A 16,561-nucleotide genomic window follows, 5' to 3' on the forward strand; every position below is an offset into this window, starting at 1 on the left:
CCTCGTCGGTCGGCCGCGCTTCCAGCCTGCACCCGGGCGCACACGCTCGAAGAGCTGGACGCTCCTGCTGGAACCTGGTTGGTGAACAGGGGTCAGTCGCGGAAGACTTCGGCGTCGAACCGAAAGACGCGAGCGCCGCCTCGCCACGCGTCGTGAGGCAGGCCGGCTTTCACGCACGTCTGCGACAGGAACGTCTCGCGGTCCCAGCGCTGCTCGGTCGCCACCTGCGGCAGCAGCAGACCGCGCCGCGAACCCTGCTCGGCCACCAGCCCGTGGCGGCCGATCTCGAACGCCGCCGGATCGATCGGGTCGATCGATTCGAGCGGGCCGAGGATCGAGACTTCGATCTCGAGATCGTCGAGCTCCGCCGCGGTCAGCGGCGGAAAGCGCGGATCCTCCCGTGCGGCGCCGACGGCGACGCGGCGCACCTCCTCGGGCAGCGCCCGGAGGCACTGCAGCGTGCCGATGCAGCCGCGCAGTTGCCCGCCGCGCGTGATCGTGACGAACGCGCCGCTGGCGGCGGGAAATCCGCCGCTGGCGGCGGGCAAGCCGCCGTCGACGTCGATCGTGGCCGGCGCCGCGCCGGCCGCTCCCCTGACGGCCCCGCGCGCGATGGTGACCAGCGTGCGCTTCTGCGCGTCAGTCAGCATTGGTGAATGTCCCCAGCGCGGCCGCGAGATAGCCGACCACCCCGCTGGTGTCGCCGGAGATTTCGCCGGAATGCATGTAGCGCAGCACGCGGCCATGGTGGGCGCCGCGCGCCTGCGCCCCCAGCATCACCGCAATCGTCGGACCGCCGCCGCAGGCCACATACCGGCCTCGCTCCGCCGCTGGCGCGCGCTCGAACAGCGCCAGCAGCCCCTCGGCGTCGAAGGCGGCGACGCGCTCACGCACCTGCGCGTCGAGCCGTTCGGCCGTGACGGCCTCGAAATAATGGGACAGATCGGTGCTGGCGACGAACAGCAGGCGGCGCCCTGCTCCGGCCGTGGCGAGCGCCTGAGCCAGCGCGCGAATCGTCGCGGTGGTCTGATCGCCCATGAGCAGCGGCACGATCGGCACGTCGGGCAGCAGACGGCGCATGAACGGCAGCTGCATTTCGAGCGAGTGCTCGCGGCGGTGCGCTTCGGGACGGACGTGGACCATCGGCGACGCGTCCATCAGCTCGGTGGCCAGGACGCGGTCGATCTCGACAGCGCCGAGCGGCGTCGCGAACGCCCCGGACGGATACACGGCAACGCCCTCGAATCCGACGAAGTGCGACGGGCCGACGAGCACGGCGGCGTCGTACGGCGCGCCGGCGGCGGCCGCGCGGTAGGCGCAGGCGCCGACGGGACCTGAGAACAGCAGGCCGGCGTGAGGCGCGATCACCGCGTCGACGCGCCCGACCGGCAGGGCCACCGACGCGGCGTCGGCCAGATACGTGTCGACCTCGCGGGCCAGCGCGCCCGCCGACGCCGGATACCAGGAACCGGCGACCGCGGCAGGACGGATAGAATCAGTGGCCATGGCAACCGTGCTTTCTCCCGCCGACGTCGAGCGCATCGCGGCGCTGGCGCGGCTCGAGCTGACCGACGACGAGCGATCGCGGTTCGCGGCGCAGTTGACGGCGATTCTCGCCTACGCCGATCAGGTGCAGCAGGCCGACACCGCCGCCGCGGTGCAGCCGGCAGCGCCGGCGCCGGCCCGCTTGCGCGACGACGAGCCGCGGCCGTCGCTCGATCGCGACGCGGCACTGGCCGAAGCGCCGGCCGCGGATCGAAGCGCCGGTCTGTTTACGGTACCACGGGTGCTCGGCTCATGAGTCTGCCCAAGCGGGCCGCCGCGATCCGCGCCGCCGTGGCGGCGCGCCAGGTCAGCGCGGTCGAGGTCTGCCGCGCCACGCTGGACCAGATCACCCGCACCGATCCTCCGCTGCACGCCTTCCTGCACGTCTGCGCCGACCGCGCGCTGGCGCGCGCCGCCGAGCTCGATCGGCACCCCGACGTGACCGCGCCGCTCCTGGGCGTCCCTGTCGCGATCAAGGACAACATCTGCACCGCCGGCGTGCCGACAACCGCCGCCTCGCGGCTGCTCGAAGACTACGTCCCGCCGTATTCCGCGACCGTGGTGGAGCGGCTCGAGCGCGCCGGCGCGGTGATTATCGGCAAGACCAACTGCGACGAGTTCGCGATGGGTTCGTCGACCGAACACTCGGCGTTCGGGCCGACGCGTAACCCCTGGGGCGTCGATCGTACGCCGGGCGGATCGAGCGGGGGCTCGGCGGTCGCGGTGGCCGCCGGGATGGCGCCGCTGGCGCTCGGATCCGATACCGGCGGCTCGATCCGCCAGCCGGCGGCGCTGTGCGGCGTCTTCGGACTGAAGCCGACCTACGGCCGCGTGTCGCGCTACGGCCTGATCGCGTTTGCTTCGTCGCTCGATCAGATCGGGCCGATGGCGGCGTCGGCCGAGGATCTGGCGCTGGCATTCGCGGCGATCGCCGGCGCTGACGCCCGCGATGCGACCAGCGTCGACGCGCCGGCGCCCGATCCCGCGGCGGGGCTCGACGGCGATCTCCGCGGTGTGCGCGTCGGCGTCCCGCGCGAGCTGCTGCGCGTCGGCGTCGAGCCGGGTGTGCAGCGTGCGTTCGACGCGGCGCTCGACAGCCTGCGCGAGGCTGGGGCGGTACTCACCGACGTCTCGCTCCCCCACGCGTCGCTGGCGATCCCGGTCTACTATCTCGTCGCCAACGCCGAGGCCAGCTCGAATCTGGCGCGCTACGACGGCGTGCGCTACGGCGCGCGCGCCGACGCGGCCACGCTGCACGACACCTACTACCGCACGCGCGCGCTGTTTGGCGCCGAGGCCAAGCGCCGCATCATGATCGGCACGTTCGTGCTGAGCGCCGGCTACTACGACGCGTACTACGTCAAGGCGCAACAGGTCCGGGCCCTCATCAGGCACGACTACGATCAGGCGTTTGCGGAGGTCGATACCGTGGCCATGCCGACGAGCCCGACCGCCGCGTTCCCGCTGGGCGCGCGGACGGACGATCCGCTGCAGATGTATCTGGCGGACGTCTTCACCGTGGCAGCCAATCTGGCGGGACTGCCGGCGATCAGCATTCCCTGCGGGGTGACCGAAGAACAGCTGCCGGTTGGGCTGCAGCTGACGGGCCGGCGGTTCGACGAGGCTACGCTGCTGCGCGCGGCCGCGGCCCTCGAACGGCGGAGTCCTATAGCGCGACCGGCCGCCGCGTCGATTTGACCAGCAGCGCGATCAGCAGCCCGACGACCGCCAGCGGCAGCAGCGGCACCGCGATCACCAGCCCAAACGCCAGCGCCAGCGCGACGCCGACAACCAGGAGCACCGGCGCGACCACCGCCATCACCAGGCCTGCGACGATCCACTTGAGCAGCAGCAGCGGCAACAGGATCAGCCGGATGACGACCTTGAACAGCAGCGCGACTGTCATCGCCCCGACCACCATCGCGGCAAACGCAATGGCAAAGAACCCAGCCACGAACGCCATCAGTCACCCCTCTCTCTGCCGGATTACGACAGCCGGACGCGAAAGTTCCTGACGAAGGCGGAGGCTGGAGGGTGGGAGGCGGGCGCCGGAGGTTGGAGACGCGGGCTGAGCAGCCCAAGCCCAACCCCCGGCCCTTGACTGTTACTCGACCGCTACGTTGATCTGCTTCGGCTTCGCATCCTCGCGCTGCGGCACCCGCACCGTCAGCACGCCGTCCTTGTAGCTGGCGCTGATACGCCCGCCATCGGCCGTGGCCGGGAGCGTGAACGAGCGGCTGAACGTGCCATGCGGCCGCTCGCTGCGATGATACGTGCCCGCGTCGTCGTCGGTGCTCACCTTCCGCTCCCCAGAAATGGTCAGCACGTTCTGCTCGAACGTGACGGCGATCGCTTCGCGCGTCAGCTCGGGCAGCTCCACCTTGATCACGTACTCGTGCGCAGCCGTTTCGTAGACGTCGACCGCGGGGATCCACGCCCGAACGCCCTTGTATACGTCCTCGAACATCCTCGCCAGCCGGTCGATTTCCATCGAAGCCAGCTCGCGACCAGGACTCCAGCGAACCAGTGTCATCGGTGCCCTCCTCAGAGAATTCATCATTCTCCAAAGCCTAAAATTAATATTAGCTGCTGTCAAGCAGCTTATATTAGCATTTAACACTCATATTTTGATTCAGTGTTTCCGGCCTCATTTCAAGGCCCGGTGCTAAGATGACGGCATGGCTCGCGTCTATGTCGAGCGCCGGGAGCTTCCCGACGATCTCCGCCACCTTCTGACGGCAGATGGCGCCGGTGCCGAATACACCCCTCCCATCGACGTGGTTGAAACCGACGCCTCGATCCAGATCCTGCTCGACGTGCCTGGCGTGGAAGCTGGCCAGATCGACGTCGTGTTTTCCAGGAACGTGCTGCTGATCACGGGAGAGAAAACGCCGGTCTCCGCCGATCACGCCGACGCGGCGTTCCATATCGCCGAGCGGGCGTTCGGGCGTTTCGCGCGCGCGATCGCACTCGAGGGGGCGTTCGACGCGGGCAAGGCGGTCGCGACGCTGACGCACGGCGAACTGCGCGTGATCCTGCCGCGGGTGGAGGAGCGCCGCGGCACCCGGATCAAGATTCCCGTGCTCTGATGCGCATCCTCTTCGTCGGCGACATCTTCGGCAAGCCGGGCCGCGAGATCGCCCGCCGCGCGATTCCGGCGCTCGTCGAGCGCGAGTCGCTCGATTTCGTCGTCGCCAACGTCGAGAACTCGGCCGCCGGCTTCGGCGTGACCGGCGACATCGCCGAGACGATCCTCTCCTACGGCGTCGACGTCATGACGACGGGAAACCACGTGTGGGACAAGAAGGAAGTCCTCGACTACATCCCGCGCCAGCCCAAGCTGCTCCGCCCGGCGAACTTCCCCGCTGGCACGCCGGGCCGCGGCAGCTACGTCGGCCGGACCCGCACGGGGGAGCCGATCGGCGTCATCAACGTCATGGGGCGCGTCTTCATGCAGCCGCTGGACGATCCGTTCGCGACGGTCGGGCGGGAGATCGAGGCGATGCGCGGCAAGGCGCGCGTGATCATCGTCGACTTCCACGCCGAGGCGACCTCCGAGAAGGTAGCGATGGGCTGGCATCTCGACGGCCGCGTCACCGGCGTGTTCGGCACGCACACCCACGTGCAGACTGCCGACGAGCGCGTCCTGCCCAAGGGCACGGCCTATCTCACCGACGCCGGCATGACCGGCCCCCACGATTCGATCATCGGCGTGACGACGGAGATCGCGCTGACTCGCTTCACCACCGGCATGCCCGCGAAGTTCGAATCGGCGAGCGGGCCCGGCCGGCTGAACGCGGTCATCGTGACGGCCGATCAGGCGACCGGCCGCGCCACGGCGGTGCATCGGCTGAACCTCTCGACGGCCGATGTCGACAACCTCGCGCCCGAGAGCGCGGTGGGACGCTGACCGCGTGGGGAGCCTGTTCGATCAGCCATTCGAGGAAGAGGGCGATCCCGCCACCGAATCGGCGCCCCGGCCGATCGAACGGAAGATCTACTCCGTCAGTGAGCTGACGTCCGGGCTCCGCGCGCTCGTGGAGAATGCGTTCGGCGACGTCTGGGTCGAGGGGGAGATTTCCAACTGCAAGGTGTGGAACTCCGGTCATATGTACTTCACGCTGAAGGACGGCGGCTCCCAGGGCCTTGCCCAGATCAAGGGCGTCATGTTCCGCACCGCGCTGCGGTATCTGCGGTTCAAGCCGACCGACGGGCTGCGTGTGGTGGCGCGCGGGCGCCTCAGCGTCTACGAGCCGAAGGGAGAATACCAGCTCGCCTGCGAGCACATGGAGCCCAAGGGGCTGGGCGCGCTGCAGCTCGCCTTCGAGCAGCTCAAGGAAAAGCTGCACGCCGAAGGGCTGTTCGATCGCGCGCGCAAGCGGGCGCTACCGGCGCTGCCGAGGCGGATCGGCGTGGTCACCTCTGGCGACGGCGCCGCGCTGCGCGACATCCTCAAGGTGCTGAAACGCCGCGCGCCCAACGCGAGCGTGCTGATCCGCCCGGCGCGCGTGCAGGGAGAAGACGCGGTCGCCGACATCGTGACGGCGCTCCGCCAGATCGGCAAGGCTCCCGAAGTGGACGTGGTGATCCTCGCGCGCGGCGGCGGCTCGCTCGAGGATCTGTGGGCATTCAACGAGGAGAAGGTGGCGCGCGCCATCGCCTCGTGCCCGGTGCCGGTGGTCTCGGGCGTCGGCCACGAAACCGACGTGACGATCGCCGACTTCGTCGCCGACCTGCGCGCCCCGACGCCGTCGGCAGCGGCCGAGATGGTGGTGGCGGCGCACGACGAGTTCTGCGCCCGCATCGACCGGCTGACGGGCCGGTTGCGGGCCGCCGCGCTGACCGGTCTGCAGCAGCGGCGGAATACGGTGCATCGGCTGGCGAGCCGGCGCGGACTGGCCGGCTTCCACGTCCGAGTCGCGCTGCGCGAGCGTCACGCCGGCGAATTGACGCACCAGCTCCACGGCGCGATGCGGAGCCTGCTCGAGACGCGCGCGCGACACTGCCGCGCGCTCACGCAGCGGCTCGAGCAGCGCGACCTACCGCGGCGCCTCGCTGCGATGCGAGGACGGCTCGGCGGCGCCGAGGCACGTCTGACGGCAGCGGCGGAACGGACCCGCACGCGCGCCGACGCGCGCTTTCGCGGCCTCGCCGGCCGTCTGGAGAATCTGAGCCCGCTCGCCGTGCTCGCCCGCGGCTATGCTGTCTGCTGGAACGAGGACCGCAGCGCCATCGTCCGGAGCGCCGCGTCCGTGACGCCCGGCGATCGCGTGCATGTAACGCTGGCCGACGGCGGGATCGATTGTACCGTCGACGGTCGGCAGGGCTGAAGCCCTGCGCTACGTTTGAGGGGCGGCAGGGCTAACCCGTACGCTGCGTTTAATGGGGAGCAGGGCTAAAGCCCTGCGCTACGTGTGCCTGATGTAGCGCAGGGCTTCAGTCCTGCCGTCGCGGAACGGAGTAGCGCAGGGCTTCAGTCCTGCCGTCGCGGAACGGAGTAGCGCAGGGCTTCAGCCCTGCCGTCGCGGGGACGGAGTAGCGCAGGGCTTCAGCCCTGCCATCGTGGAACGGAGTAGTGCAGGGCTTCAGCCCTGCCATCGCGGCTAGAGACAACGCATGGATCCAACTATCAAGGACTTCGAATCGGCGATCGCCGAGCTCGAGACGATCGTCAAGACGCTCGAAGAAGGCGATCTCGCGCTCGAGAAGTCGCTGGCGCTCTTCGAGCGCGCCGTGCAGCTGTCGCGCTTCTGCCACGCCAGCCTCGAGCAAGCGGAGCGGCGGGTGGAGATTCTCAACGAGCGCGGCGAAATCAAGACGGCCCCGTCGGGGCTGGCGGGCGACCCGACGCCGGCCGAGCGCAGCCGGTGACTCTCCTGCCGGACGAGACGCCCCAGGCGGCCGACGACTTCCGGCGCTGGCTCGAGGCGCGCCGCGCCGAGGTGGGGATGGCGCTCGAGCGCTACCTGCCTGCAGCGCCGGCCTGTCCCGACCGTCTCGGCGAGGCGATGCGGTACAGCCTGCTCGCCGGCGGCAAGCGGCTGCGGCCGATGCTGACGCTCGCGTCGGCCGAGGCCGTCGCAGTGGCCAACGGCGGCGATCCGATCACCGCCCGGGCGGCGGCGATGCCCGCGGCGTGCGCGCTCGAGTTCATTCACACATACTCGCTGGTGCACGACGATCTGCCGGCGATGGACGACGACACGCTGCGCCGCGGCCGTCCGACCAACCACGTCGTCTTCGGCGAGGGGCTCGCGATTCTCGCCGGCGACGGCCTGCTCACCGAGGCGTTCGCGTTGATGGCGCGTGAACCGGCGCCTGGCGGCGACGCGACACTCGACGCCCGGAAGCTGCGCGCGATCGCGATCGTGGCGGACGCGGCTGGCGCGGGCGGCATGGTCGGAGGACAGGCAATCGACCTCGATGCGGCAGGATCGGGCGCGCAGTTCGACGCCGCCGGCCTCAAGGCCATGCACGCGCTCAAGACCGGAGAGATCATCCGCGGCTCGGCAGTCGCAGGAGCGGTGATGGCCGGCGCGTCCGACGCGCAGGTCGGCGCGGTCCAGCGGTTCGCCGTGGAGCTGGGCCTCGCGTTCCAGATCGTGGACGACATCCTCGACGTCGAAGGGGCGTCGGCGGACCTCGGCAAGACCGCCGGGAAGGACGCGGCCGCCGGCAAGCCGACGTATCCGGCGCTCTACGGTCTCGACGCCTCGCGTCAGATGGCCGCCGCCTGCGTCGCCCGCGCGCTGGCCGCCTTGCACGACGCGGGACTCGCCGGCCAATTGCCGGCCATCGCGCGATGGGTCACCAACCGCACCAATTGACGCCAGTTGAGACGGACCTGACCGTCCGCGCCGGCGCACCGTGAAGAAGCCGACCGCGCGCCTGGATGTCGCCCTCGTGGAGCGCGGCCTCGTCGCCACGCGCGAGCGGGCGCGCGCGCTCGTTCTGGCGGGCCAGGTGCAGGTCGGCGGCGTCGTCGTCTCCAAGGCGGGTCATCCGACGCCGGCCGACGTCGAGATCACGCTCGTCAAACCCGATCATCCGTACGTCAGCCGCGGCGGCGTCAAACTGGCGCACGCGCTCGACGTCTTCGGCGTCGATCCCACCGGACGGCTGGCGATCGACGTCGGCGCCTCGACGGGCGGGTTCACCGACGTGCTCCTGCAGCGGGGCGCCTCCCGCGTGGTCGCGATCGACGTCGGCCACGGCCAGCTCGACTGGCGCCTCCGCACCGATCCGCGCGTCGAGGTCATCGAGCGCGTCAACGCGCGGACGCTCACCCCCGATCAGCTGCCGCCCCAGACCCGCGCCTTCGATCTCGCCGTGATGGACGTGTCGTTCATCTCGGTCCGGCAGGTGCTGCCGGCGATCGCGCCGCTGCTTCTCGCCGGCGCGGATCTGGTCGTCCTCGTCAAGCCGCAGTTCGAAGCGGGGCGGCGCGAGGTGCACAAGGGGGGCTTGGTCCACGAGCCGGCGGTGCACGCGCGCGTGGTCGAAGAGGTGGCCGCCGCGGCAACTGCGCTAGGATTGTCGCGCGTGGCGACGACCGACTCCCCCATCACCGGCAGCGAAGGCAACCGCGAGTTCTTCCTGCACCTCCGGCGGCCATGACGCGCGTCGGACTGATCGCCAAGCGGGGCCTCACCGAGGCGTCTGGGGTGCTCGCCGAACTGGCGGGCTGGCTCGAGGCGCGCGCCATCCAGGCGGTGTTCGAAAGCGACACGGCGCAGCTGGTCGGTCTCCCACCGGGACGTCCGACCGCATCGCGCGACGATCTGCCGCGTGAATGCGACCTGGTCGTCGCGCTGGGCGGCGACGGCACGCTCATCGGCATGGCGGGGCGGATCGCGCTGTCGGGGATGGACGTCCCCATCCTCGGCGTCAACTTCGGGAGCCTCGGGTTCCTCACCGAGATCACGCTCCCCGAGCTCTACGAGTCGCTCGAGGCCGCGCTGGCCGGGCAGGCGAGCCTCGAATCACGCGCCATGCTCACCGCGCGGACGCTGCGCGACGATCGCCCGTTCGCCGAGCACGTGGTGCTCAACGACATCGTGATCACGAAAGGCGCGTTGTCGCGGATCATCGAGATGTCGGTCGCCATCGGCGAAGCGGCGGTCACCCGCGTCCGCGCCGACGGCCTGATCATCGCGAGCCCGACGGGATCGACCGCCTACAACCTCGCCGCCGGCGGCCCGATCGTCCATCCCGCGGTGGACGCCATGGTGCTGACGCCGATCGCGCCGCACACGTTGACGAACCGTCCCGTGGTGATCGCCGGATCCCTCGAGGTGCACGTGCGCCCGATCATGGACGGCCAGGACGAGGTCTTCGTCACCTTCGACGGGCAATCGGGATTTGCGCTTCGGCGCAACGACCAGGTCAGCATCCGGCGGGCGCCGACACCCGTCAGGCTCGTCCGCTCAGCGTCGCGCTCGTACTTCGACGTGCTCCGCGAGAAGTTGAAGTGGGGCGGCGACAACCGATAGCAGCGGCGCCGCGCCCTGCTCTCTCAGCGCCGGTGTTCCCTAAAGTACTGAATCTGGTACTTCTGCACGTTGCGGTTGTGTTCATCGAGCGTCGCGGCGAACGCGTGTGAGCCGTCGTTCCGGCTGACGAAGTAGAGATAGGCGACGTCGGCCGGGTGCGCGGCGGCCTCCAGCGACGCGCGTCCGGGCGCAGCGATCGGCCCCGGCGGCAGGCCAGCGTAGCGGTAGGTGTTGTACGGCGAATCGAACTGCAGGTTCGCGCGCGTCAGGTTGCCGGTATAGAGGTTGGCGCGATCGAGCGCGTAGATGACCGTCGGATCGCATTGCAGGCCCATCCCGAGCCGCAGGCGATTGGCGTAGACGGCGGCGACGAGCGGCCGCTCGTCCTTGTTGCCGGTTTCCTTCTCGACGATGGATGCCAGCGTGACGAACTGGCGCACCGTCAGGTGCCGCGTGCCGGCCGCGTCGATGAGATCCGGCGTCAGCGCTTTCAGGAAGCCCTGCACCATCCGCGCGACCAACTGCGCGGCCGTCGCTTTCCGCGGCAGCTTGTAGGTGTCGGGAAACAGGTACCCTTCCAGATCCCGGGCATCGGCATCGATCGCCGAGACCAGCGCCGCGTTCTTGGCCGCGTCGGCGAACTCCCTGACCGGACCGAAGCCCTTCGCTTCATAGATCGCCGCCATCTGCTTGATGGTCAGCCCCTCGGGGAACGTAATCGGCCGGAAGTAAATCTCGCCGCGCGCGAGCTTGTCGGCCACCTGGCGCGGCGACATCGGCTGGTCGAAGTGGTACTCGCCGGCTTGCAGGCGGCGCCCTTCGTGCGTCAGCCACAACGCCAGGCGGAAACTGATCGCGTCGTGGACGACGCCGGCGTCGGCCAGGCGCCTGGCGATCGCGGCCGAGCCCGCGCCCTGCGGGATGTCCACGAACACCTCGGGCCCCCCGTAACCCTTGAACGGACGATCGACGCCCGTATACCACCACGCCGCGCCGCCGGCGGCGATGACGACGAGCAGCAGCAGAACCGCGAGGACTCTTTTCATCGTGACTGACGGGGCCCGGTCGATTCGTCAGCCTCGGAGGTGGCGGCAGGCCCCGTCTGCCGCGGCTGATGATCGAGGTAGTCCTGCAGGATCAGGGCCGCCGCCATCGCGTCGAGCTGCGGCTTGCGTTTCCGCCAGTCGCGCTCGCGCCCGGCGAGGCGCTGGTCGGCTTCGTGGCTGGTGAGCCGCTCGTCCTGAACTGTAATGGGAATCGCGATCCTGTCGGCGAGCTGTCGCACCAGACCCCGCACGATCGGCGTCTGCTGGTTGTCGTCGCCGTTGAGGCGCCGCGGCAGGCCGATGACGATGGCGCCAAGGCCGTCGGACTCGGCCGCCAGCGCGTCGATCTCGATCGCGAGCCGCGCAGTGGCGGCCCCAACCTGCCCGTTGTTGGCGATCGTTTTCCAGGGCGATGCGAGCAGGCCGGTCGCATCCGACAGCGCCAGCCCGATCCGCCGTTCGCCATAGTCGATGCCGAGCGCCCGCACGGCTCAGGGTACCACGCGGCTGCGGGCTGCCAGCGACCGGTCGATCCGGACCGGCGAGGTCGGGATCGACGCCGGCGCGCCGATCCGGACGTCGGAGCGCAGGATGGCCGGCGGTCGGCTCGTGCGAGCCGTATAATCGGTCAACTCGATGCGCACAACGGTGTGGTGGCTCACGGCTGGTGTGCTCGCGGTCGCCGCGCTCTCTCTCGCCTGCTCGTCGTCTTCGTCACGCGGCCCCGGCACGCACCGCCAGAAGCTCGTCATCCTCGGGTTCGACGGCATGGACCCGCACCTGCTCCAGAAGTGGATGGCCGAAGGGAAACTGCCCCACATCTCGGCGCTCGCGAAACAGGGCGGCTTCTATCCGCTGCAGACGACGCACTCGCCGGAGTCGCCGACGGCGTGGGCATCGTTCGCCACCGGCGTCAATGCCGGCAAACACAACATCTACGATTTTCTCGTCCGCGACACGAACACCTATCTTCCCGATCTCGGCATGGTGACGCGCACACCGCCGAGGTTCCTCTTCAACTACCTGCCGATCTCGAAGCCGAGAGTGACGTCGACGCGCGGCGGCACGTCGTTCTGGGTCACCGCCGGCAAGGCCGGCGTCCGCTCCGACATGCTGACGGTGCCGGTGACGTTTCCCCCCGAGGACGTCGACAACGGCGAGCTGCTCTCGGGGCTGCCGCTGCCCGACATCCGCGGCACGATGGGGACATTCTCCTACTACGCGACGGATCTGAGCCGCTATGAGGAAGGCAACACCGAGATGGGCGGCATCCTCAAGCGGCTCGTCTTCGAGGGGGATACCGCATCGAGCGAACTCGAAGGGCCGCCGAGCCCGATCGTGCGGCAGCAGATCGAGGCGATCCGCCGCAAGACGGCGCCCCTCGGCGACGCGGACAAGACGCAGCTCGCCGAGCTGCAGGCGGTGCAGGACGTGCGGATCCCCTTCACGGTGAAGTGGGATCGGGCCGGCAAACGCGCCGCGATCGACATCGACGGCCAGCACCTCACGCTCGAACCGGGGAAATGGACGCCCTGGATCGACCTGACCTTCAAGGTGAACCTGCTCGTCCGCGTGCACGGCATGACGCAGATGCTGCTCGAGAACGCCGGCAACGAGCTGCAGCTCCTCGTCTCGCCCGTCAACTTCAAGCCCGACGATCCACCGGTGCCGATGTCGTACCCGGCGTCATTCGCGGGCGATCTCTACAAGGCGGTTGGCAATTACCGCACGCTCGGCTGGGCGGAAGAGACGTGGGCGCTGAACGAAGGGCGCATGGACGAGAAGACGTTCATGGACGACCTGATGGTCGCCTTCGACGATCGCGCCCGCGTCATCCTCAACCGCGTCGATCAGAAGGACTGGGATCTGCTGGTCGGCGTCATCGAATCGACCGATCGCGTGCAGCACATGATGTGGCGGCTGATCGATCCGAAGCATCCGCTTTACGACGCGACGCTCGCGGCGCGGTACGGCGACTCGATCGAGCGCGTCTACCGCCGCGCCGACGACTTCGTCGGCGAAGTGGTCACGCGCGTTGGCCCAGACGTCCCCGTGATGATCGTCTCGGACCACGGCTTCCACTCGTGGCGCAAGGCGGTGAATCTCGACACCTGGCTCGTGCAGAACGGCTACATGGTGATGAAGGGACAAAGCGCCGACAAGAAGCTGTCGGACCTCTTCGGCGGCGGCACCTTCTGGGAGAACGTCGACTGGTCGCGCACGCGTGCCTACGCGATGGGCATCGGCCAGATCTACTTCAACCTGCGCGGCCGCGAGTCGCAGGGCATCGTCAGTCCCGGGGCGGAGGCCACAGCGCTTGCCGACGAGATCTCGGCCAAACTGCTGACGCTGGCCGACCCGGAAGACGGCACGCACATCGTCCGCGCCGTCTACAAGCGCGACGACATCTATTCGGGCCCCTACCTGTCGAACGCCGCCGAACTGCAGGTCGGCATGGACGAAGGCTACCGCGTCTCGTGGCAGACGACTCTAGGCGGATCGCCGCAGGGCATCGTCTACAAGAACGATCGCAAGTGGAGCGCCGACCACGGCGGCTACGACTACCTGATCACCTCGGGCGTCTTCGTCAGCAGCCGGCCGATCGCGACCGCCGATCCGCGCATCATCGACATCGCGCCAACCGTGTTGAAGTTCTTCGGCGTCGGCATTCCGAGCGACATCGATGGCAAGCCGCTTTTCTAGCCGAGGCGGCGCGGACCGTTTACGGGCGCCGCGCCGGCGGGGCCGCGCAGGCCCGGCCTGCATCGCGCTGCTCGCATTCGCGGCCGCCGCGCTCACCGCCCAGGCGCCGGATCGCCAGGCCGCCGATGCGCTCGCCAGACGCGCGGCGGATCGTCTCACCGCGCTCCAGCAGGAAGCGGAGTCGCTCGCCCGCCAGGAGCGGACGTTGCTCGTCGAGCTGCGGCGGCTGGAAGTCGACCGCGAGATCAAGGTCGAGAAGCGGGCGACGATCGAGCGCAGTGCGACGGACGTGCGCGCCAAGCTGGCCGCCGCGAGTGCCAGGGCCCAGGCGCTCGCTGGAGAAGCCGAACGCCAGCGTCCCGACATCGACGCTCGACTGGTGCGGCTCTACAAGCTTGGTCGCGCCGGCTACTGGCGCCTGCTGCTCGACGTGACGAGCCTGCGCGACCTGGGCCGCGCCTACCGGACCGCCGCGGCGCTCGACCGCATCGATCGCGACCGCGTCGAGGAGCATCGCCGGACGCTGGCCGCGCTGAACGGCGAGCGCGCCGCCCTGCAAACGCGCGCGACCGAACTCGAGCGGCTCGAGGTCCAGGCGCGCCGGGCCAGCGACGCCGTCCAGGCGGCGGTGGACGCGCGCACCGTGCTGGTGAAGCGGATCGACGAACGGCGCGATCTCAACGCCCAGCTCGCCGGCGAACTGCAGGACGCGCAGCGGCGGCTGCAGGGGACAATCGCCCAGCTCGCCGCCGGCCGGGAGGCGCCCCCCGCGGCACTCCCGCTGCGCCCCTTCCGCGGCGCGCTCCCCTGGCCGGCCGAGGGGGTGGTCTCCTCCAGATTCGGCACAGCGCTGCGCGGCAGCCCGGTGACGGCGAAGAACGGGATCCAGCTGTCGCTGCCGGAAGGCGAGCCCGTGCGCGCCGTCCACGACGGGGTCGTCGCCTTCGCCGATGCGTTCAGCGGCTATGGCAATCTCGTCATCGTCGATCATGGCGACAAGGCGTATTCCCTCTACGGGCACCTGGCCACCGTCGGCGTCAAGAAGGGAGACCGGGTCGACACGGCGACCACCCTCGGAATGACCGGACGCGACCAGGCCGGCAACCCGGCCCTGTACTTCGAGCTGCGCGTCGACGGGACCCCCGTGGACCCGCTACAATGGCTGAAGAGGCCATACCGCAATCCATGACTACCCGAACCCGGCTGTCCGTACTGCTGATTTCGACACCGCTGCTGACCTTCATCGTGCTCGGCACCCTGCGGGGGCGCGCGGCCGACGGCGACGACACGTTTCAGCACCTGCGGGTGTTCGACGACGTCGTGTCGCTGATCCTCAACAGCTATGTCGAAGAGCCCAAGGTCGACAACGTCATGGAAGGCGCGATGCGCGGGCTCACCGACAGCCTCGACCCCGACAGTGCATACCTGACCGCCGCGGAAGCCCGTTCGCTGGCCACGCCGGCGTGCGCCTCGGCGGTGCCGACTCCCGCCTGCGCTGGGACGCCGATCGGCGACGTCGGTATCGAGCTGACGCGGCAGTACTACCTGCGGGTGATCGCGGCGCGCGACGGATCGCCTGCCGACAAGGCCGGCCTGCAGACCGGTGACTACGTCCGCGCGATCGACGGAAAGCCGACGCGCGACCTGTCGGTGTTCGAAGGCATGCGCCTGCTGCGCGGCGAACCGGGTTCGAAGGTGACGCTCACCGTCATCCGCGGCAACGCCGCCGACCCGCATGAAATCGAGCTCGTGCGTGAGCGCACGCCAGGGGCGGTCGTGTCCTCGAAGCTGCTCGCGCCAGAGCTCGGATACATCCGGATCGCCGCGTTCGGCGCGGGCGCGCCGGCGAAGATCCACGGCGAAGTGGACGCCTTGGTCAAGGGCGGCGCCCGCCGGCTCATCGTCGACATCCGCCGGACCGCCGAGGGACCGTTCGATACCGGGCTCGACGCCGCGCGCCTGTTCGTGAAGACGGGCACGCTCGCCCAGGTCGCCGGCCGCGATCCGCAGGCGAAGGCGAGTGACAAGCCCGCAGCCAAGGTCCCCGCCGGCTCGATCACGGAGACCATCTCCGCCAAGCCCGGCGACGGCGCCATCGAACTCCCCGTGACGCTGCTCGTCACGACTGGCACGTCCGGCGCCGCGGAGCTCTTCGCGGCGGCGCTCTCCGGGAACAAGCGAGCCGACCTCGTCGGCGAGCGCACGCTCGGTCGTGCCGGGATGCAGAAACTCGTCCGACTGCCCGACGGTCGCGGCCTGTGGCTGACCTATGCCCGCTACGTCACGCCCGGCGGCGATCTGATCCAGGGGCGGGGGCTCACGCCAGACCTGGCCGTCGACGAACCCGACGTTGACTTCGGCGAGCCCAAGCCCGCGACCGACGCGGTGCTCGACGCAGCCCTGGAGAAGATCAAGAAAACCGCCTGAGGATTTGGAAATTGGGAATGTGGGAATGTGTTGATGTGAGACACATCTCCAGATTTCCAAATTCCCACGTTTCCAAATCTCCCGATTCCCTGTTAAACTCTAGGTTTCGGCAAGGCCTGTGTTTTCAAGGCATAGGCGCGTAGCTCAGTGGTTAGAGCGCCTGCTTGACACGCAGGAGGTCGGTGGTTCGACTCCACTCGCGCCTACCAGAGAAGGGTGCGAAAGGTGCAAAGGGTGCCAACGAGGCCAAAGGTGCTGGTGCGAAGGGTGCTTCAGGGTGCGGGTGCTCGCGCTACCCACGGCGCCGGAGCTGCCTAAGCGCACCGCTGACACCGGTCAGCACCATTG

The 16,561-nt window shown here is 69.4% G+C and carries 18 protein-coding genes and 1 tRNA gene; 13 read left to right on the forward strand and 6 right to left on the reverse strand.

Annotated elements, in window-relative coordinates; translation table 11 throughout:
- Positions 1 to 92 precede the first annotated feature (92 nt).
- Together amrA and amrB are read right to left on the reverse strand one after the other, a co-directional pair.
- Entirely contained in the window at positions 93 to 650 is a 558-nt protein-coding gene (gene amrA / locus VGI12_05680) for an AmmeMemoRadiSam system protein A (GenBank protein HEY2432147.1), read from the reverse strand.
- The gene (gene amrB / locus VGI12_05685) at positions 640 to 1,506 is read right to left on the reverse strand and encodes an AmmeMemoRadiSam system protein B (GenBank protein ID HEY2432148.1); all 867 of its coding nucleotides are present in this window, start codon (positions 1,504 to 1,506) and stop codon (positions 640 to 642) included. The genes amrA and amrB overlap by 11 nt, the downstream gene beginning before the upstream one ends.
- Between amrB and gatC the strand changes: the two genes are divergently transcribed.
- Both gatC and gatA read left to right on the forward strand, forming a co-directional pair.
- Complete coding sequence (gene gatC, locus VGI12_05690; GenBank protein HEY2432149.1) at positions 1,505 to 1,801, forward strand: Asp-tRNA(Asn)/Glu-tRNA(Gln) amidotransferase subunit GatC; 297 nt, start codon at positions 1,505 to 1,507, stop codon at positions 1,799 to 1,801. The genes amrB and gatC overlap by 2 nt on opposite strands.
- Complete coding sequence (gene gatA / locus VGI12_05695) at positions 1,798 to 3,243, forward strand: Asp-tRNA(Asn)/Glu-tRNA(Gln) amidotransferase subunit GatA (protein ID HEY2432150.1); 1,446 nt, start codon at positions 1,798 to 1,800, stop codon at positions 3,241 to 3,243. The genes gatC and gatA overlap by 4 nt, the downstream gene beginning before the upstream one ends.
- On the opposite strand, the gene VGI12_05700 is transcribed toward gatA, so the two are convergent.
- Complete coding sequence (locus tag VGI12_05700) at positions 3,212 to 3,508, reverse strand: hypothetical protein (GenBank protein ID HEY2432151.1); 297 nt, start codon at positions 3,506 to 3,508, stop codon at positions 3,212 to 3,214. The two genes, gatA and VGI12_05700, sit on opposite strands and share 32 nt — an antisense overlap.
- 141 nt (positions 3,509 to 3,649) lie before the next feature.
- A complete protein-coding gene (locus tag VGI12_05705) occupies positions 3,650 to 4,078 on the reverse strand; it encodes an Hsp20/alpha crystallin family protein (GenBank protein ID HEY2432152.1) in 429 nt (142 codons plus the stop codon).
- 145 nt (positions 4,079 to 4,223) lie between these two features.
- Between VGI12_05705 and VGI12_05710 the strand changes: the two genes are divergently transcribed.
- From VGI12_05710 to VGI12_05740, 7 genes are all read left to right on the forward strand, one after another.
- Positions 4,224 to 4,634 (forward strand): Hsp20/alpha crystallin family protein, encoded by a 411-nt coding sequence (locus VGI12_05710; protein ID HEY2432153.1) that lies wholly within the window; start codon positions 4,224 to 4,226, stop codon positions 4,632 to 4,634.
- Entirely contained in the window at positions 4,634 to 5,455 is an 822-nt protein-coding gene (locus VGI12_05715; protein ID HEY2432154.1) for a TIGR00282 family metallophosphoesterase, read from the forward strand. Before VGI12_05710 ends, VGI12_05715 begins: the two co-directional genes overlap by 1 nt.
- Positions 5,456 to 5,459: 4 nt before the next feature.
- Positions 5,460 to 6,875: an exodeoxyribonuclease VII large subunit gene (gene xseA / locus VGI12_05720; protein ID HEY2432155.1), complete on the forward strand. Its 1,416-nt coding sequence runs from the start codon at positions 5,460 to 5,462 to the stop codon at positions 6,873 to 6,875.
- A 286-nt stretch (positions 6,876 to 7,161) separates the two neighbouring features.
- Entirely contained in the window at positions 7,162 to 7,416 is a 255-nt protein-coding gene (locus VGI12_05725) for an exodeoxyribonuclease VII small subunit (GenBank protein ID HEY2432156.1), read from the forward strand.
- Positions 7,413 to 8,372 (forward strand): farnesyl diphosphate synthase, encoded by a 960-nt coding sequence (locus VGI12_05730; GenBank protein HEY2432157.1) that lies wholly within the window; start codon positions 7,413 to 7,415, stop codon positions 8,370 to 8,372. Before VGI12_05725 ends, VGI12_05730 begins: the two co-directional genes overlap by 4 nt.
- A 40-nt stretch (positions 8,373 to 8,412) precedes the next feature.
- Entirely contained in the window at positions 8,413 to 9,162 is a 750-nt protein-coding gene (locus tag VGI12_05735) for a TlyA family RNA methyltransferase (GenBank protein HEY2432158.1), read from the forward strand.
- On the forward strand, positions 9,159 to 10,037 hold the full coding sequence (locus tag VGI12_05740; GenBank protein HEY2432159.1) for an NAD(+)/NADH kinase: 879 nt from the start codon (positions 9,159 to 9,161) through the stop codon (positions 10,035 to 10,037). Before VGI12_05735 ends, VGI12_05740 begins: the two co-directional genes overlap by 4 nt.
- Positions 10,038 to 10,060: 23 nt before the next feature.
- On the opposite strand, the gene mltG is transcribed toward VGI12_05740, so the two are convergent.
- Positions 10,061 to 11,083, reverse strand: a complete 1,023-nt coding sequence (gene mltG, locus VGI12_05745; GenBank protein HEY2432160.1) for an endolytic transglycosylase MltG — start codon at positions 11,081 to 11,083, stop codon at positions 10,061 to 10,063.
- Positions 11,080 to 11,571, reverse strand: coding sequence for a Holliday junction resolvase RuvX (ruvX, locus tag VGI12_05750; GenBank protein ID HEY2432161.1), 492 nt, complete (start codon positions 11,569 to 11,571; stop codon positions 11,080 to 11,082). Before ruvX ends, mltG begins: the two co-directional genes overlap by 4 nt.
- 148 nt (positions 11,572 to 11,719) lie before the next feature.
- Between ruvX and VGI12_05755 the strand changes: the two genes are divergently transcribed.
- The 4 genes from VGI12_05755 (at position 11,720) to VGI12_05770 (ending at position 16,422) form a co-directional block, all read left to right on the forward strand.
- Positions 11,720 to 13,786: an alkaline phosphatase family protein gene (locus tag VGI12_05755; GenBank protein HEY2432162.1), complete on the forward strand. Its 2,067-nt coding sequence runs from the start codon at positions 11,720 to 11,722 to the stop codon at positions 13,784 to 13,786.
- Positions 13,767 to 14,975: a peptidoglycan DD-metalloendopeptidase family protein gene (locus VGI12_05760; GenBank protein HEY2432163.1), complete on the forward strand. Its 1,209-nt coding sequence runs from the start codon at positions 13,767 to 13,769 to the stop codon at positions 14,973 to 14,975. The genes VGI12_05755 and VGI12_05760 overlap by 20 nt, the downstream gene beginning before the upstream one ends.
- On the forward strand, positions 14,972 to 16,213 hold the full coding sequence (locus VGI12_05765; GenBank protein ID HEY2432164.1) for a S41 family peptidase: 1,242 nt from the start codon (positions 14,972 to 14,974) through the stop codon (positions 16,211 to 16,213). Before VGI12_05760 ends, VGI12_05765 begins: the two co-directional genes overlap by 4 nt.
- A gap of 133 nt (positions 16,214 to 16,346) precedes the next feature.
- Positions 16,347 to 16,422 (forward strand) — tRNA-Val (locus VGI12_05770).
- The last annotated feature ends 139 nt before the right edge of the window (positions 16,423 to 16,561 follow it).

Source organism: Vicinamibacterales bacterium (genome assembly GCA_036496585.1).
Taxonomy (GTDB): domain Bacteria; phylum Acidobacteriota; class Vicinamibacteria; order Vicinamibacterales; family 2-12-FULL-66-21; genus JAICSD01.

Excerpts from the sequence above, each read along its gene's own strand:
- amrA (HEY2432147.1), bottom strand. The coding sequence starts at position 650 with ATGCTGACTGACGCGCAGAAGCGCACGCTGGTCACCATCGCGCGCGGG.
- VGI12_05700 (HEY2432151.1), bottom strand. The coding sequence starts at position 3,508 with ATGGCGTTCGTGGCTGGGTTCTTTGCCATTGCGTTTGCCGCGATGGTG.
- VGI12_05760 (HEY2432163.1), top strand. The coding sequence starts at position 13,767 with ATGGCAAGCCGCTTTTCTAGCCGAGGCGGCGCGGACCGTTTACGGGCG.
- VGI12_05740 (HEY2432159.1), top strand. The coding sequence starts at position 9,159 with ATGACGCGCGTCGGACTGATCGCCAAGCGGGGCCTCACCGAGGCGTCT.
- VGI12_05710 (HEY2432153.1), top strand. The coding sequence starts at position 4,224 with ATGGCTCGCGTCTATGTCGAGCGCCGGGAGCTTCCCGACGATCTCCGC.
- gatC (HEY2432149.1), top strand. The coding sequence starts at position 1,505 with ATGGCAACCGTGCTTTCTCCCGCCGACGTCGAGCGCATCGCGGCGCTG.
- mltG (HEY2432160.1), bottom strand. The coding sequence starts at position 11,083 with ATGAAAAGAGTCCTCGCGGTTCTGCTGCTGCTCGTCGTCATCGCCGCC.
- VGI12_05765 (HEY2432164.1), top strand. The coding sequence starts at position 14,972 with ATGACTACCCGAACCCGGCTGTCCGTACTGCTGATTTCGACACCGCTG.
- VGI12_05705 (HEY2432152.1), bottom strand. The coding sequence starts at position 4,078 with ATGACACTGGTTCGCTGGAGTCCTGGTCGCGAGCTGGCTTCGATGGAA.
- gatA (HEY2432150.1), top strand. The coding sequence starts at position 1,798 with ATGAGTCTGCCCAAGCGGGCCGCCGCGATCCGCGCCGCCGTGGCGGCG.
- VGI12_05715 (HEY2432154.1), top strand. The coding sequence starts at position 4,634 with ATGCGCATCCTCTTCGTCGGCGACATCTTCGGCAAGCCGGGCCGCGAG.
- VGI12_05725 (HEY2432156.1), top strand. The coding sequence starts at position 7,162 with ATGGATCCAACTATCAAGGACTTCGAATCGGCGATCGCCGAGCTCGAG.
- amrB (HEY2432148.1), bottom strand. The coding sequence starts at position 1,506 with ATGGCCACTGATTCTATCCGTCCTGCCGCGGTCGCCGGTTCCTGGTAT.
- VGI12_05755 (HEY2432162.1), top strand. The coding sequence starts at position 11,720 with ATGCGCACAACGGTGTGGTGGCTCACGGCTGGTGTGCTCGCGGTCGCC.